The sequence below is a fragment of the Dactylosporangium cerinum genome (assembly GCF_042653625.1).
In the GTDB taxonomy this organism is placed as follows: domain Bacteria; phylum Actinomycetota; class Actinomycetes; order Mycobacteriales; family Micromonosporaceae; genus Dactylosporangium; species Dactylosporangium cerinum.
On record NZ_JBHSIU010000008.1, the window covers coordinates 40,646 to 55,900 of the forward strand.

Annotated in this window: 8 protein-coding genes; 5 read left to right on the plus strand and 3 right to left on the minus strand. The window is 71.9% G+C overall.

Going from position 1 to position 15,255, the window contains the following annotated elements:
• Positions 1–237: 237 nt before the first annotated feature.
• A complete protein-coding gene (locus ACFPIJ_RS04940) occupies positions 238–999 on the minus strand; it encodes a helix-turn-helix domain-containing protein (RefSeq protein WP_380113399.1) in 762 nt (253 codons plus the stop codon).
• Positions 1,000–1,076: 77 nt separating this feature from the next.
• Here ACFPIJ_RS04940 and ACFPIJ_RS04945 point away from each other — a divergent pair, with 77 nt between their 5' ends.
• A complete protein-coding gene (locus ACFPIJ_RS04945; RefSeq protein ID WP_380113400.1) occupies positions 1,077–1,436 on the plus strand; it encodes a nuclear transport factor 2 family protein in 360 nt (119 codons plus the stop codon).
• A gap of 3,004 nt (positions 1,437–4,440) precedes the next feature.
• Here ACFPIJ_RS04945 and ACFPIJ_RS04950 read toward each other — a convergent pair.
• Positions 4,441–5,112 (minus strand): permease prefix domain 1-containing protein, encoded by a 672-nt coding sequence (locus ACFPIJ_RS04950; RefSeq protein ID WP_380113401.1) that lies wholly within the window; start codon positions 5,110–5,112, stop codon positions 4,441–4,443.
• A 127-nt stretch (positions 5,113–5,239) separates the two neighbouring features.
• Between ACFPIJ_RS04950 and ACFPIJ_RS04955 the strand changes: the two genes are divergently transcribed.
• Complete coding sequence (locus ACFPIJ_RS04955) at positions 5,240–6,727, plus strand: multicopper oxidase family protein (protein WP_380113403.1); 1,488 nt, start codon at positions 5,240–5,242, stop codon at positions 6,725–6,727.
• Between the two features lie 190 nt (positions 6,728–6,917).
• On the opposite strand, the gene ACFPIJ_RS04960 is transcribed toward ACFPIJ_RS04955, so the two are convergent.
• Positions 6,918–8,282 (minus strand): FAD-dependent monooxygenase, encoded by a 1,365-nt coding sequence (locus ACFPIJ_RS04960; RefSeq protein WP_380113404.1) that lies wholly within the window; start codon positions 8,280–8,282, stop codon positions 6,918–6,920.
• An 892-nt stretch (positions 8,283–9,174) separates the two neighbouring features.
• Here ACFPIJ_RS04960 and ACFPIJ_RS04965 point away from each other — a divergent pair.
• From ACFPIJ_RS04965 to pepN, 3 genes are read left to right on the plus strand one after another with little or no spacing between them, the layout of a single operon-like run.
• Positions 9,175–11,316, plus strand: a complete 2,142-nt coding sequence (locus ACFPIJ_RS04965) for an AbfB domain-containing protein (RefSeq protein ID WP_380113445.1) — start codon at positions 9,175–9,177, stop codon at positions 11,314–11,316.
• 33 nt (positions 11,317–11,349) lie between these two features.
• Positions 11,350–12,687 carry an MFS transporter gene (locus ACFPIJ_RS04970; protein WP_380113405.1) on the plus strand — a complete coding sequence of 446 codons (1,338 nt, stop codon included), beginning with the start codon at positions 11,350–11,352 and terminating at the stop codon, positions 12,685–12,687.
• A gap of 10 nt (positions 12,688–12,697) precedes the next feature.
• The gene (gene pepN / locus ACFPIJ_RS04975; protein WP_380113406.1) at positions 12,698–15,253 is read left to right on the plus strand and encodes an aminopeptidase N; all 2,556 of its coding nucleotides are present in this window, start codon (positions 12,698–12,700) and stop codon (positions 15,251–15,253) included.
• The last annotated feature ends 2 nt before the right edge of the window (positions 15,254–15,255 follow it).

Here is a 15,255-nt window from a genome sequence, read left to right on the forward strand (position 1 = left end):
GCTGGCGTTGACCTGGTGCAGCTGGTCCAGGGACTCGTGCTCCTGGCCGGTCTCGACGTGACCGTAGTCCGCGCCGCCGTCGTAGCCGGTGTCGCCGCCGTCGTAGTCGCTCATGATGTGCTCCCTCTGGTGGGTGGTGTGTGGTGTGGCCTTGCGATGCATATGACGTTACGGAAGGCCGCACCCACCCGAATCCCAGAAACGTGCCACGGTCCGGCTTCGTGTTCTGCGCTGTTCTCAGGTTCGCAGCGCGTCCGCCGTCGCTGCGTCGGCGGGGAAGAACGACTCGATGGCAAGCTCCGCGACGGTCACGTCCAGCGGCGAGCCGAACACCGCGGTGATGCCGAAGAACCGCAGCTCAGTGCCCTCGTGGCGGATCCGCAGCGGCACCACCACGTCATGCGCGGCTGGGGTCGGGCCGATGCCGCCCGGGTACGCCGTCAGCTCCGCGAGCAGCTCGTCCAGCTTCGGATCGCCGGTCGCGCGGGCCTGCCGCTCGAGGCGCCCCAGCAGGTGCGCCCGCCACTGCTCCAGGTTGGCGATCCGTGGCGCGAGCCCGTCCGGGTGCAGCGACAGGCGCAGCACGTTGACCGGCGGCTCCAGCAGCTCGGCCGCCACTCCGGCGGTGAGCAGCCCGACGGGCGTATTGGCGTCGAGCATCGTCCACCACCGGTCCACCACCACCGCCGGAAACGGCTCGTGCCCGGTCAGCACCTGCCGGAGCGACTGACGCACCGCCCGCAACTGCGGACCGTCCAGCCGGCCTTCCGGGTACGCGGGCGCAAAACCCCCGGCCAGCAGCATCGTGTTGCGCTCCCGCAGCGGCACGTCCAGCTGCTCCGTGAGGCGCAGGATCATCGCACTCGTCGGCTTGGACCGCCCCGTCTCCACAAAACTCAGATGCCGCGTGGAGATCTCCGCCTGGATCGACAACTCCAACTGACTGAGCCGCCGCCGCTCCCGCCACTCCCGCAGCAGTACCCCGACTGGTTGCGTCATGATCCAATCGTAGGAGCGCTGTCCATTACCTCCGAGGGAATCGACCAGGCCACTTCCCCGGTGACAAGGTCACCGGCATGAGCGAATACGAGAAGCTGGTAGAGCAGTACATCGAGGCCTGGAACACCACGGACCCCACCGCCCGCCGAGCGGCGATCGACGCCCTGTTCACCCCCGACGTGACGTTCGTCGACCCCATGTCGACGGCTCGCAGCCCGGGCGAGATCGACTGGCTGATCGCCGGCGTGCAGGCCCAGTTCCCCGGCTTCGTGATCACCCGCAGCGGCCCCGTCGACGGCCACCACGACCAGGCCCGCTTCACCTGGGAGGCGGGCCTGGCCGGCCAGCCTGCACCGGTCGCCGGGTTCGACGTGGTGACCATCGCCCCCGACGGCCGGATCAACCAGGTCCTGGGCTTCCTGGACCGCACGCCCTGACACTGCGGGCCGGAGGGTACGGGGATGCTCACAACGCGTCATGCCACTGGACGCGGCGGTGGGCACGCTTGAGAATTGGGGGGCAGCGCCTACCGGGGGGAGGCGGCGGTGCCACGACCCTACTTCTCTTTGGACGCACCAGATTCCGGTGCGATCCCCGCACCTGAAATGATCGACGGAGACGCCCGCCTCGCGGCGGCGGCGGCCGCGTTCTGCCGCCGCCGCGAGGAGAAACTGCGGGCCCGCGCGGAGTTCGCGGAGGCCCGCCGGCACGGCCTGGCCGCCCGGCACGCGACGAAGCTGGCCCGGATCCGTTCGGACAGGGCCCTGGCGGAGGCCGACCGGCCATCACCTTCACAGGCAGCCGTGGTGCTCCCTGCCCGGCCCGAACCCACCCGCCGCGTACCGGCGCCCAGGGGCGCTGTGGCACCGGCGAGCCCGCTGCCAACACCTGCGCGGGTCGCGGCGCCCGCACCAGCCCGTGCGCCTGTTGGGCAGGCGTCCCTGCCCCTTCCTGAGGCGGCGGGGACAACGCGGTCGCCGTCCGTGCCTCGTCCGGCGCGGGCGGTGCCGGCGTCTGTGCCTCGTCCGGTAGGGCCGGTGCCGGTGCCTCGTCTGGTGCGGGCGCTGCCGGCGTCCGTGCCTCGTCCGGCGCGGGCGGTGCCGACGCCTGCGCCTCGTCCGATGCGGGCGGTGCCGGCGTCTGTGCCTCGTCCGGCGCGGCCGGTGCCGGCGTCTGCGAGGTTTGCGCCGGTGCCGCTTCCTGCGCGGGAGGCGCATACACCCGCGCCCGTGGCATCGGCGCCCGCACTCCTGCCTGCGCCCACGGCGTCGACGTCCGCACCTACACCCGCGGCATCCGCACCTGCGCCAGTACCTGTGTCTACGCCTGTGGCGTCTGCGCTCCTGCCCGCACCCGCAGCGTCGGCGCCCCCACCTGCGTCCGTGCCTGTGCCTGCGTCTGTGCCTGCGTCTGTGCCTGCGTCTGTGCCTGCGTCTGCGTCTGTGCCTGCGTCTGTGCCTGCGTCTGCGTCTGTGCCTGCGTCTGTGCCTGCGTCTGCGTCTGTGCCTGCGTCTGCGTCTGCGTCTGCGTCTGCGTCTGTGCCTGCGTCTGTGCCTGCGTCTGTGCCTGTGCCTGCGTCTGTGCCTGCGTCTGCGTCTGTGCCTGCGTCCGTGCCTGTGCTTACGCCCGCCGCTGCGGAGTCAGCACCCCTGCCCGCGCCCGTGCCTGCGGAGTCGGCGCCCCTATCTGCGTCTGTGCCCGTGCCCGCAGCTGCGAGGTCAGCACCCATGCCCGCGACCCGCGCCGGTGGCCGGAGGGTCAGCGCCCCGGCCTCGTCCCGTGCCGGCGTACGTGCGCGCGACGACTGTTCCCGCGCCGGAGCAGTCGACACCTGCGCCCACGTCGGCCACGGCGGACGTGACACCCGCATCGGTGCCCGCTGGTGCGCAGCCCCCGCCAACGGTCGAGGAACAACGATATTCCACGACCACCGAGTCCAGCCGCCACAGCGCCCCAACGACCCGGAAGCCACACCGCACCAGACGCCCCGCGACGCGGCGCCGGCGTCACCCCACGCGACGACCACCCGCCACACCCGGCAACGCACGGCGCCCACCACACACCGGACCTGCTCGTCCCCGTCCCGAACCACCACCCGGGCATGCGCCGTGCCGCATCCCGCCCCCGAGCCGACCAGGTTCCCAGGCCGGCACGCCAGCTTGCCGAGGTCCATAAAGGACGCTGCCGGACCACGCCGGCGTCCCGCACCCCACCACCGTTCGCGCGGCAGGGCCCTCCGTGCGCTGATCCCCCGTGCGTTCAGATCCCTGCACGCCCGGCTCTCCGCACGGCGCCCCGACGCGACCAGGTCCATACGCGCCCAGCTCTCCGCAACACACCAGGCCGCGCCACGGCGGCTGCTCCGAGCGGTCAGGTCTGTGCGTCCAGGGCTCGCACGGCGGGTTCTCTGAGCGGTCGAGTTTTGCGCGTCCGGGTCTGCGCGCGGCGGGTTCTTCGGGCGGTCAGGTCTCCCGGTGGTGCCTCGGTGCGACGGGGTCCGGGTGCGCCTAGATCTCCGCAACGACGCCGGGTCGCACCATGGAGAACTCTCCGCGCGGTGGGTGTTCTGCGCGGTGGGTGTTCTGCGCGGTGGGTGTTCTGCGCGGTGGGTGTTCTGCGCGGTGGGTGTTCTGCGCGGTGGGTGTTCTGCGCGGTGGGTGTTCTGCGCGGTGGGTGCTCTGCGCGGTGGGTGCTCTGCGCGGTGGGTGCTCTGCGCGGTGGGTGCTCTGCGCGGTGGGTGCTCTGCGCGACCAGGTCTCCGCTCGGCGAGTTCATCGGAGGCGCCCGGCGGTCAGGTCTTTGTGTGGTGCCTTGGCGCGGCCAGGTCCGGGCGTGCCCAGGTCTCCGCTGCGACGCCGGGTCGTGCCATGGGGAATTCTCCGAGCGGAGGGGCTTGCGCGGTCAGCTTCCGCACGGCGGGTGCTCCGAGCGGTCAGTCATCACGCGGCCGGATCTCGGTGTGGTCGGGTCGCCGCATGGCGCGTCTTCCGGGGCGATCGGGTCTCCGGGCGGTGATCCTCCGGGCGGTGATCCTCCGGGCGGTGATCCTCCGGGCGGTGATCCTCCGGGCGGTGGTCCTCCGAGCGTGGTCCTCCGGGCGGTTGTCTCCTCGGCGGTGGGTCTCTGCGCGCTTGGCTCTGCTGGACCGCCGTGATTCATGCAGCCTGTTTCGCGGCGAGGCTTCGTGAGGGTGGTTGGCTGTGCGGTGGGGGCGGGGGCGGGTTCCGTTCTGGGCCTGCTGTGACTCCGGCTGCGGTTCGGGTGTTGCACACCGGTTGGTTCGCGCCGGCGGTCTCCGGGGCTTGGTTCCGCGTCGTTTGGCTCGGGGCGCACACCCCCGTGCGACGGTCCTCCGCGTCGCGGGGCCGTGGGTGGTTGTCCGTGCGGGGGGGTGTTCTGTGGGGACTGGTCCCCGGCCATCTTGCTGAGCCGTGAGGGGCGTCAGGAGAGGGATGGGCGGGGGGAGGCGGCGCGTAGGCAGCGGAGGCCGGACAGGACCATCCACAGTGGGGTGGCGGCTGTGATGGCGGAGGTGGTCAGGGCCAGCGGCGAGGTGTTCGTGGCGGTGGTGTGCCAGGCGGGGCTGAGCAGGGAGAGGGCTGTGCCGCCGAGGACGAAGAAGGCGCAGATGGCGATCGCGGCGATGCCCGTGGCGCGGACGAAGGTGCGGCCGACGGTGACGTAGCGGCTGCCGATGCCGCAGGCCAGGGCGGTGAGCAGGCCGACGACGACGACCGTGTAGCCGGTGTAGTCGACGGTGCGGGCCAGGAACATGTAGCCGCTGCCGGGGTGCCAGGTCCAGGTGGTGGCGGCGGAGCGCCAGGCGACTTCGGAGATCGCCTGCTGGACGGCGATCGCGGCGGCGACGAAGAGGGCGGTGCGGCGGGCCTGGGAGAGGGCGAGCTCGCGCTGGTAGTCGGGGGCGAGCTCGTGGACGGCGCCGAACTCGTCCACGGCCAGCGAAGCCGCGGTGGCGGCGGGCAGGCCGGTGGACTCGTAGTGCGCGGCGGCGTCGTGCAGGCTGTCGCGCACCTCGGTCAGCAGCTCGCGTTTCGCGGCGCGGGGGCCGCGCAGCGCGGCGCCGAGCGAGGTCACGTAGGCGTCGATAACCACCCGCTCAGTATCGCCGGGCGGCGCCGGGACGAGATCCGGGAAAACCTCAGGGACAACCCCCAATGTCAGAACCCCCTACAGCAGGCAAGCTACATGTAGCAGCGCTACTTATTGAGGGGGGACGACGGTGCGTAAGTGGCTTCTCGGTGGGCTCGGGGTGTTGCTCCTGCTCTGCGGGGGCGGCGTCGCGGCGGTCACCTGGCTCCTGACCAGCGGGGGTGTCGACACCGTCGGCAAGGTGGCGTTCGACCGGCCGCTCAAGATCCCGCCGCTGGCCGAGTCGACGGTCGACGCGAACGGCACCCGGGTCTTCGACCTCACCGCAGAGCCCGGCGACAGCGACCTCGGCCACGGCAGGAGCACCCGGACGTGGGGGTACAACGGCGCCTACCTCGGCCCGACGCTCAGGGCCGAGCGCGGCCAGAAAATCAAGGTCAACGTCCACAACCGGCTCAACGAGCCGACGACCGTGCACTGGCACGGCATGCACCTGCCGGCGAAGGTCGACGGCGGGCCGCACCACCCGATCCCGGTCGGCGGCGACTACCAGGCCGCCTGGACGGTGGACCAGCCGGCGGCGACGCTCTGGTACCACCCCCACCCGAGCGACCTCACCGAACGTCAGGTGTACCGGGGCCTGGCCGGCATGTTCATCGTCCAAGACAGAGAACAAGACGACGAACAAGACGACCTCCCGCACGAGTACGGCGTCGACGACATCCCGGTCATCGTGCAGGACAAGAACTTCGACGGCGGGCAGCTGAGCATGAGCGACCGGTTCCTCAGCGACATCGGCATCCTGGGCGACGAGATCCTCGTCAACGGCACGCCGGCGCCGTTCCTGGACGTGCGGACGAGCCTGGTCCGGCTTCGGCTGCTCAACGCCTCGACCGCGCGGGTCTACGACTTCACGATGTCCGACGGCCGGCCGATGCAGCTGATCGGCACCGACGGCGGGCTCCTGTCGGCGCCGTACCCCACCGAAACCGTCCGGCTGTCGGTCGGGGAGCGGGCTGAGGTCGTCGTGGCGATGCGGCCGGGTGAGCGGGTCGAGCTGCGCAGCGCGCCGACCGGATTGGGCCGGTTCCAGGGCGGCCGGGACGCCTTCGACGTCCTGCAACTGCGCGCAAAACCGAACCAGCTGGGCGCACAACCAAACCAACTGAAGGTGCCGCAGCACCTCGCCGACATCGAGAGGCTCGACCCAAGCCAGGCGGCGCAGCGGCGGACGTTCACGTTCCAGGGGCGGGAGATCAACGACGACCGGATGGACATGGACCGCGTCGACGCCGTCGTCGTCAAGGACACCGTCGAGGTGTGGAGCGTCGCCAACGGGCACGACACGCCGCACAGCTTCCACATCCACGACGTGCAGTTCCAGGTGCTGTCCGTGGACGGGGCCGCACCCCAGCCGGAGCTCGGAGGCTGGAAGGACACGCTGTTCCTGGAACCGGGGAAGCGCTACGAGATCATCGCCAGGTTCGCCGACTACGCCGACCCGACGACCGCGTACATGTTCCACTGCCACGTCCTGCGGCACGAGGACGAGGGCATGATGGGCCAGTTCGTGGTGGTGGAGAAAGCCGGCGACAAACCCAAGCTCGGACACAACTGAAGCGAGGTGCCGGGCCCCCCGTGGCGGCGCGGGGCCCGGCACGTCTCGCAAGCGAATCCGTCGTCCCCGTGTGCGCCGCAATCCGGACCGTGATGACGGCCGGAGAGCGGCGGCAACCCGCCGAGAACCGCTTTGTGATCGGCATGACACATGGATCACCGCTCCCATGTCAAGAGCGTGGTGTCGCGGATCACCGCGGCGGGCCCAGATGGCGCCGCAGCGCGACCGGAAGGTCCCGCTCTGTGTCCGTCCAGGCGGTGTGTCCATCCGGCCGGACGAGGACAAAACGGTCGTTCACCCCGTGGACCAAGCGGTCTTCGTAACCAGGAACAGGAGAGGGCGAAAGGAGCACGTGCCGTCCGGCCCGCAGCAGCTCGTACACCCGCGAACCCGTCGAGAGCAGGACATCCGGCTGCCGGGGCGCGCCCGGGTAGTCGATGCCGATGCCGGACACGGTGCCGGCGGCCTTGCGCATGATCGTCGGCACGTGCAGCAGCGCCCCGCCGAGCAGGTCGCGGCCGGCCCGCGAAAACCGTGAGTGCAGCATCGCCAGGCGGATCAGGCCGCCGCTGCTGCGCAGCACCAGTTCACCGACCGGGTGGCGTTCGGTCTGATACGAGTCGAGCAGCCCCGGAGGTGCCCAGCCCTGCGCGACGGCGGCCAGCTTCCACGCCAGGTTCGCCGCGTCCTGCAGGCCGGTGTTCATGCCCTGCCCGCCCGCCGGCGAGTGCACGTGCGCGGCGTCGCCGGCCAGGAAGACGTTGCCCGAGCGGTACTGCGGGACCTGCCGCTCGTCGCTGTGGAACCGGGACAGGAACCGCGCCTCCTGCATGCCGAAGTCGGTGCCGAGCGCCCGCCGGGTCACGTCGCGGACCTCGTCGAGGGACAGCGGCGCGCTGTCCGGCTGCTGGGCGAGCCGGTCCCAGGCGAAGACCCGGAACCAGCCGTCGCCGAACGGCGCGACGAACGCGAACGCGTCGCCGACCGAGTTCACCGCGAGGACGTCCTCGGGCGCGTCGGTGAGGCGCACGTCGGCGAGCATGATCGAGCGCAGCACGGCCTTGCCCGGGAACGGCATGCCGATCGCCTCGCGGACCGCGCTGTGCACGCCGTCGGCGCCCACGACGTAATCGGCCTCGTAGCTGTCGCCGCCTGTCAGGACCGCGTCCGCCTCGACGCCGGTGACGGTCGCGCCGCGCACGATGCGGGCGCCCAGGTCCAGCGCGCGCCGCTCCAGGAGCCGCTCCACGTGGTACTGCGGGGTGATCAGCAGGAACGGGAACCGGGTCGGCAGCGTCCCGAGGTCCACCTTGATGCGGTTGAACAGCCGCAGGCGGGACACCGGCGTCCCGGTCGCCACCAGGTCGTCGGCGAGCCCGCGGGCGTCGAGGTGCTCCAGGGTCCGGGCGTGCACGCCGAATGCCCTGGTCAGGTTGGAGTCGGTGGCGCGGCGCTCCAGGACGGTCACCTCGACACCCGCGGCGGCGAGGTCGCCGGCGAGCAGCAGTCCGGTCGGCCCGGCACCGACGACGACGGTCTTCATGGCATCTCCCACGGTAGGTCAACAACTGTTGGCCAACACATGTTGACCCCGGCGCGGAGTGCATGTCAACAGGCGATGAAATGCGTCCGGGACGTGACCGCTAACATCCAGGGACTTGACTGGCTGCCCCGACGACGGTCAGGCTGAGCGCCGGAGCCCGCCAGCCCCTAGGAGTCTGACTGTGAAGAAAATCCGTACCCCGGTTGTGTTAGCGCTAACAGCGATGGCCATCGTGGTGTCCATCACGCCGGCGCACGCCGCCACCGCCACCCTCACCGTCGACGCGGGGCACACCACCACCGCCGTCGGGCCGTACCAGTTCGGCCACATCATCGAGGACATCAACCACTCGATGGAGGGTGGCCTGAACGCCAACGTGGTGCGCAACAGCACCATGAGGGAGGGCAACGCCAACCCGCCCTCCTCCTGGTCGCTGATCACCGGCGGCGGGGGCAGCGGCGGTATCGCCGCGGACACCGCAGGCCCGCTCAACCCCGCCAACCAGCGCGCCCTGCGGCTCACGGTCGGCACCAACGGCGCCGGTCAGCGCGTCGGCGCCGCGAACAGCGGCTTCTACGGCATCGGGGTCCGGCCGTCGACGACCTACCAGGTCGCGTTCTGGGCGCGGGCCACCGCCGGCTTCACCGGCCCGCTCACGGTTACGATCGAGAGCACCGGCGGCCCCGTGCACGCCACGTCGAGCGTGTCGGGCCTCGGCACCGGCTGGCAGAGGTTCACCACCACGCTCACCACCGGCGCCGGCGCGCCCGTGTCGACCGCCAACCGGTTCGTCATCGCCGCGAACGGCGTCGGCGCCGGGCAGCAGGTCTGGCTCAACGTCGTCCAGGCGATCGGCCCCACCTTCCAGCCGACCGGCAACCTGCGCCGCGATCTGCAGCAGCTGATGACCGACACCAATCCCGGCTTCTTCCGGGTGCCGGGCGGCAACTACCTGGAAGGCGCCGTGATCGCCAACCGGTTCGCCTGGAAGAACACCATCGGGCCGGTCGAGCAGCGCCCCGGTCACCAGAACGACGCCTGGGGCTACTGGTCAACCGACCAGTTCGGCCTGCTCAACTACCTGCAGATGGCCGAGCAGGCGGGCGCCGAGCCGATGCTCGGGGTGTTCGCCGGTTACACGCTCAACGGCAGCGTCACCCCGCAGAACGAGATGCAGCAGTACGTCGACGAGGCGCTCGACGAGATCGAGTACGTCACCGGCGGCACCGGCACCACGTGGGGCGCCCGGCGGGCCGCGGACGGGCACCCGGCGCCGTTCCCGCTGCGCTACGTGGAGATCGGCAACGAGGACTGGTTCGACGGCACCGACAGTTACAACGCCTACCGGTACCCGATGCTCTACGACGCCATCAAGGCCCGATACCCGCAGCTGCAGATCATCGCGACCCGGGCCGTCACCAGCCGGCCGATGGACGTCATCGACGACCACTACTACAACAACGACCCAGACGCCTTCGCCGCGCTCGCCACCCGCTACGACGGCGCCGACCGCAACGGCCCGAAGGTCCTCGTCGGCGAGTACGGCGTCACCAACGGCACGTCGAGCAACCCGACCGGCACGCTGTCCGGCGCGCTCGCCGAGGCCGCGTTCATGACCGGCATGGTGCGCAATGCCGACCTCGTCATCGGCGGTGCCTACGCACCGGCGCTCACCTCGGTGGACAACTGGCAGTGGTCGTCGAACCTGATCGGCTTCAACGCGGTCAGCTCGTTCGGGTCGCCGTCCTACTACGTGCAGAAGATGTTCGGCGCAGGAGTCGGCGACCACGTGGTCCCGACCACGCTCAGCGGCGGCACGGGCCTCACCCAGGTCGCCACCCGCACCACCGGCGGCGCCGTGTACGTCACCGTCGTCAACCGCTCCACGTCCACAGTGGACACGCAGGTGAACGTGACCGGTGCGGCGAGCGTCGGCGGCACCGCGACCGTCACGACCCTCACCGGCGACCCGAACGGCCGGAACTCGATCACGAGCCCGACCGCGATCGTGCCGACCACCACGACCCGCGCCGCCGGCGCGAGCTTCACGCACAACTTCCCGGCCAACTCCGTGACGGTCATCCAGCTGTCGACGACCGGCGGCGCCACCTCGATCCTGCCGGTCGGCCAGGGCGTCTCGCTGCGGGTCACCACGCCCGGGTACACCGACCGCACCCTGCGCCACCAGAGCAACCTCGCCGTCACGTCGGTGATCAGCACAGCCAGCTCCGCCGCCGACAAGCTCGACGCGTCGTTCGTGCTGCGCCCCGGCCTGGCCAGCGCGGCCTGCTACTCCCTCGAGTCGCGCAACTTCCCCGGGCAGTACCTGCGGCACCAGGCATACCGGGTCAAGCTCGCGGCCGACGACGGCTCGTCGCTCTTCGCCGCGGACGCCACCTTCTGCGCCGCCGACGGCAGCAGCGGAACGGGTGTCTCGCTGCGGTCGTACAACTTCCCGACCCGCTTCCTGCGGCACTACAACTCCGAGGTCTGGATCGCCGCCAACGGCGGGACGAACGCCTACGACAGCGCCACGAACTGGGCCGCCGACACCACCTGGCGGATCGGCACCCCCTGGTTCCGCAGCGACGTGACCATCGCCGCGGGCTTCCACTCGGTGCGGGCCACCACGCCGGGCTTCACCGACCGCTACGTGCGGCACCAGTCCAGCCTCGGCATCCTGAGCCAGGTGAGCGCCGGGTCTCCCACGCTGGACCGGCAGGACGCGACGTTCAACATCGTGCCCGGGCTCGCCGACAACACGTGCTACTCCTTCGAGTCGCGCAACTTCCCCGGCCGGTACCTGCGCCACAACGACTACCGGATCAAGCTCGCGGCGAGTGACGGCTCCGCGGTCTTCGCCGCCGACGCCACCTTCTGCGCGAAGGCGGGGGTGCGGTTCCAGTCCTACAACTTCCCGGACATGTACCTGCGGCACTACGCCACCGAGCTCTGGATCGCCTCGAACGGCGGCGCCCGGCCCTCGGACAACCCGGCCAACTACGTGGCGGACACCACGTGGGTGGTGGAGGCGCCGCTGGGTTGACCTGAAGTGCTGTTGAAGTAGCACGGTAACCACGTGCAGAAACGCAACGCGCTCACGGTCGGCATGGTCACGCTCGTCACGTTCGTCGCCTTCGAGGCGGTGGCCGTGACGGCGGCCATGCCGACCGTCGCGCAGGCCCTCGACGGCCTCGCCCTCTACGGCTTCGCGTTCGGCGGTCCGTTCGCCACCGGGATCGTCGCGACCGTCGCCGCCGGCACCTGGTGCGACCGCCGCGGCCCGGCCGTCCCGACCCTCGTCGGGGTCGTGCTGTTCAGCCTCGGGCTGCTCCTCGCCGGCCTCGCCCCGGACATCTGGACGCTCATCGCCGGCCGGCTCGTGCAGGGCTTCGGCGGCGGGCTCATCACGGTCGCGCTCTACGTCGTCGTCGGTCGCGCGTACCCCGCCGCCGCCCACCCGAAGGTCTTCTCCGCCTTCTCCGCCGCCTGGGTGCTGCCGGCCGTCGTCGGGCCCGCCGTCGCCGGGCTCATCGTGGAACACCTCGGCTGGCGCTGGGTCTTCCTGCTCATCGCCATCGCGACCCTGCCGGTCGCCGCGGTGATCCAGCCCCACCTGCGCCCGATCGACGGTGTTGCCGAAACGCCGACGAACAGCCGCGTGCCGTGGGCGTTCGGCGTCGCCGGTGGGGTGCTGCTGCTGCACTGGGGCGGGCAGAGCGGACAACTGGCGGCCATCGGCGCCGGGCTGCTGGTCGTCACGGTCTGCGGGCCGCGGCTGCTGCCCGCCGGGACGTTCACCGGCGGCCGCGGGCTGCCCACCGTCATCCTGGTGCGCGGGTTCGCCGGCGCCGCGTTCATGCAGGCGGACGTGTTCATCCCGCTGCTGCTCACCCGCGAGCGCGGACTCACCCCGTCCCTCGCCGGGCTCACCCTCACCGCTGGGGCGCTGCTGTGGTCCGCCGGGTCCTGGATCCAGGCCCGTCAGGGGCAGCGGTTCACCCCGGCCGTCCGGCTGCGGGTCGGCCTGTCCGGCATCGCGCTCGGGGTGCTGTCCGCGGTCGCGCTCGTCGCCCCCGCCGTCCCCGTCGTGGTCGTGGTGGCCGGTTGGTGCGTCGCCGGGTTCGGCATGGGCCTGGCGTCCCCGACGGTCGCCGCGCTCGTCCTGCAGCTGTCCCCGCCGGGGGAGCAGGGCGTCAACAGCTCGGCGCTGTCGGTCGCCGACTCGCTGCTGACCACCGTGGTCCTCGCGGTCGGCGGGTCGGTGTTCGCGGCGCTGGTCACCGCCGGGCCGGTCGCCTACCTGGCCGCGTTCCTGATCGCGCTGCTCCCGGCCGTCGCGGGCGCGCTGCTGGCCGGCCGGGTGACGGCACGCGCGGCCGCCGACTCGCCTCGTGAGGTGGCGATCCCCGGGTAGGTTCGGTGGCATGCCCAGCCTGACCCGCTTCGAAGCCGAGGCCCGCGCCAGACTGCTCCGGGTGGACCGCTACGAGGTCGCCCTCGACGTCACCGACCCGTCGACGTTCACGTCCCGCACCGTCGTCGAGTTCCGCTGCACCGACCTCGGCGCCACCACGTTCGCGGAGCTGAAGGACGCCCGGCCCGACCGCATCGTCCTCAACGGTCGGGCGCTGGACCCGGACACGGTCGACGGCAACCGCCTGCCGCTGGCCGGGCTGCTCGCCGCCAACCGGCTCGAGGTGACGTTCACCGCGGCGTACTCCACCGCGGGTGAGGGGTTGCACCGCAGCGTCGACCCTGCCGACGGCGCGACGTACCTCTACGGGCAGGCGCCCCTCGACGAGGCGCAGCGCATCTTCGCCTGCTTCGACCAGCCCGACCTGAAGGCGCCCATCACCCTGACCGTCACCGCTCCTCCACAGTGGACGGTGCGGGGCAACGCACCGCTGCGGGAGGCCCACGACGGGCACTGGGCCTTCGAGCCGACCCCGCCCCTGGCGCCGTACCTGTTCACCGTGCTCGCCGGGCCCTGGCACGTGCGGACCGCCGAACACGACGGCATCCCGCTCGGCCTGCTGTGCCGCCGGTCCCTCGCGCCGCAGCTCGACGGCGACGCCGATGCGCTGTTCGCCGCCACAGCCGCGAGCTTCGACCGCTACCACGAGCTGTTCGGCATCCGGTACCCCTTCCAGAAGTACGACCAGGCGTTCGTCCCCGACTTCGCCGGCGGCGCGGTGGAGAACCCGGGCATGGTGAACTACCGCGAGGAGCTGCTGTTCCGGACCGCGGCCCCGGACTACGAGCTGCAGCGCCGCTTCGTGATCATGGCGCACGAGATGGCGCACATGTGGTTCGGTGACCTGGTCACCCTGCGGTGGTGGGACGACATCTGGCTCAACGAGGCGTTCGCGGAGCTGATGGGCTGGCGGGTCGCCGCCGAGACCGGCCGCTACCCGGCCGCCGCGGCCGGGTTCGTGGTGTGGCGCAAGCGCTGGGGCATGCTCGCCGACCAGCGCCCGTCGACCCATCCGGTTGCCCCCGACGACGTCGCCGACACCACCGCGGCGTTCCTGAACTTCGACGGCATCTCCTACGCCAAGGGCGCCGCGGCGCTGCGGCAGCTCTCGGTGCTGCTCGGCGACGACGTGTTCCTCGCCGGGCTGCGGGTCTACTTCGAGCGGTTCCGCTTCGGCAACGCCGCCCTCGCCGACTTCCTCGCCGTGCTCGGCGAGGTGTCCGGCACAGATCTCACCGGCTGGGCGGATCTGTGGCTGCGGACCACCGGCGTCAACACGCTGCGCGCCGTCTCCGGGCGCGTCGAGCAGCACGGGGCACCGTTGCGCCCGCACCGGTTCCGGACCGCGGTGTATGACCGGACCGGCACCGTCGTCCGTCGCGGCGACGTCACCCTCGACGGGGGCTCGGCAGACCTGGAAGGGGACCTGCCCGCCGGGGCGGTCCTGCTGCTCAACGCCGGCGACGACACCTACGCCAAGGTGCGCCTCGACGCCGCGGGTCTTGCCGCGCTGCCGTCGGTCCTGCCCGCGGTCACCGACCCGCTCGCCAGGGCGCAGCTGTGGACGGCGGCGATGGACGCGACCCACGACGGCGAACTGCCGCCGGAGGACTTCCTGGCGCTGCTGGAGGCCGCCCTGGCGGGTGAGGCGGAGACCAGCGTGCTGGTCGAGGTCCTCGGGTTCGCCCGGGACAGCCTGGCCGGGCGCGGGCTGGTGCCCTTCGGCCCGCTCGCCGCGATCTGCGCCGCCGGGCTGTCGGCGGCGAAACCGCGCAGCGGGCGGCAGTTCGCCCTCGCCACGGCGCTGACCACCGTCGCGGGGCCGGCCCAGGTCGCGTTGCTCGCGGACTGGCTCGCGGACGACCCGATCAACGTGCTCACCGACGCCCCGGCCGTCGAAACCGGGCCCGCCGGGAACCCTGGGCACCCTGGGCACGCCGGACACGACCGCGCCGACGACGTGCTGACCCGCGTCACGGCCGGGCCGCCCGGGCTGGTCGTGACGCAGGAGCTGCGGTGGCAGGTGCTCGGCCGGCTCGTCGCGCTCGGCGGCGCCGGCGAGGCCGACATCGCCGCGGAGGAGCGCCGCGACCCGAGCACCGGCGGTGCCCTGCACGCCGCCACGTGCCGCGCCGCCCGCCCCGACGCCGCCGCGAAGGCCGACGCCTGGGAGCGGATCGTGCGCGACGAGCGGCCCCGGATCGCGCTCGCGGCCGCGACCGGCTTCTGGCAGCCCGGCCAGGAGGCCCTCACCGACCCCTACGTCGAGCGGTTCTTCGCCGACGCGCCCGCCATGGTGGCCGGCCGCTACCAGTTGTTCGCGATGCTGCTGGTGCGGCAGGCGTTCCCCCGGTACGCCGGCCGATCGCTGAAACTCGCCGGGGCGCTGCTGGCGCGGGCGGGGCTCGACCCGGTCCTGCGCCGCGAGATCGGGGACGCGGCGGACGAGCTGAGATATTTCCAGGATCATGTCGAAGCCGGACGGCACCGTTCGACGCGTTGGTGACA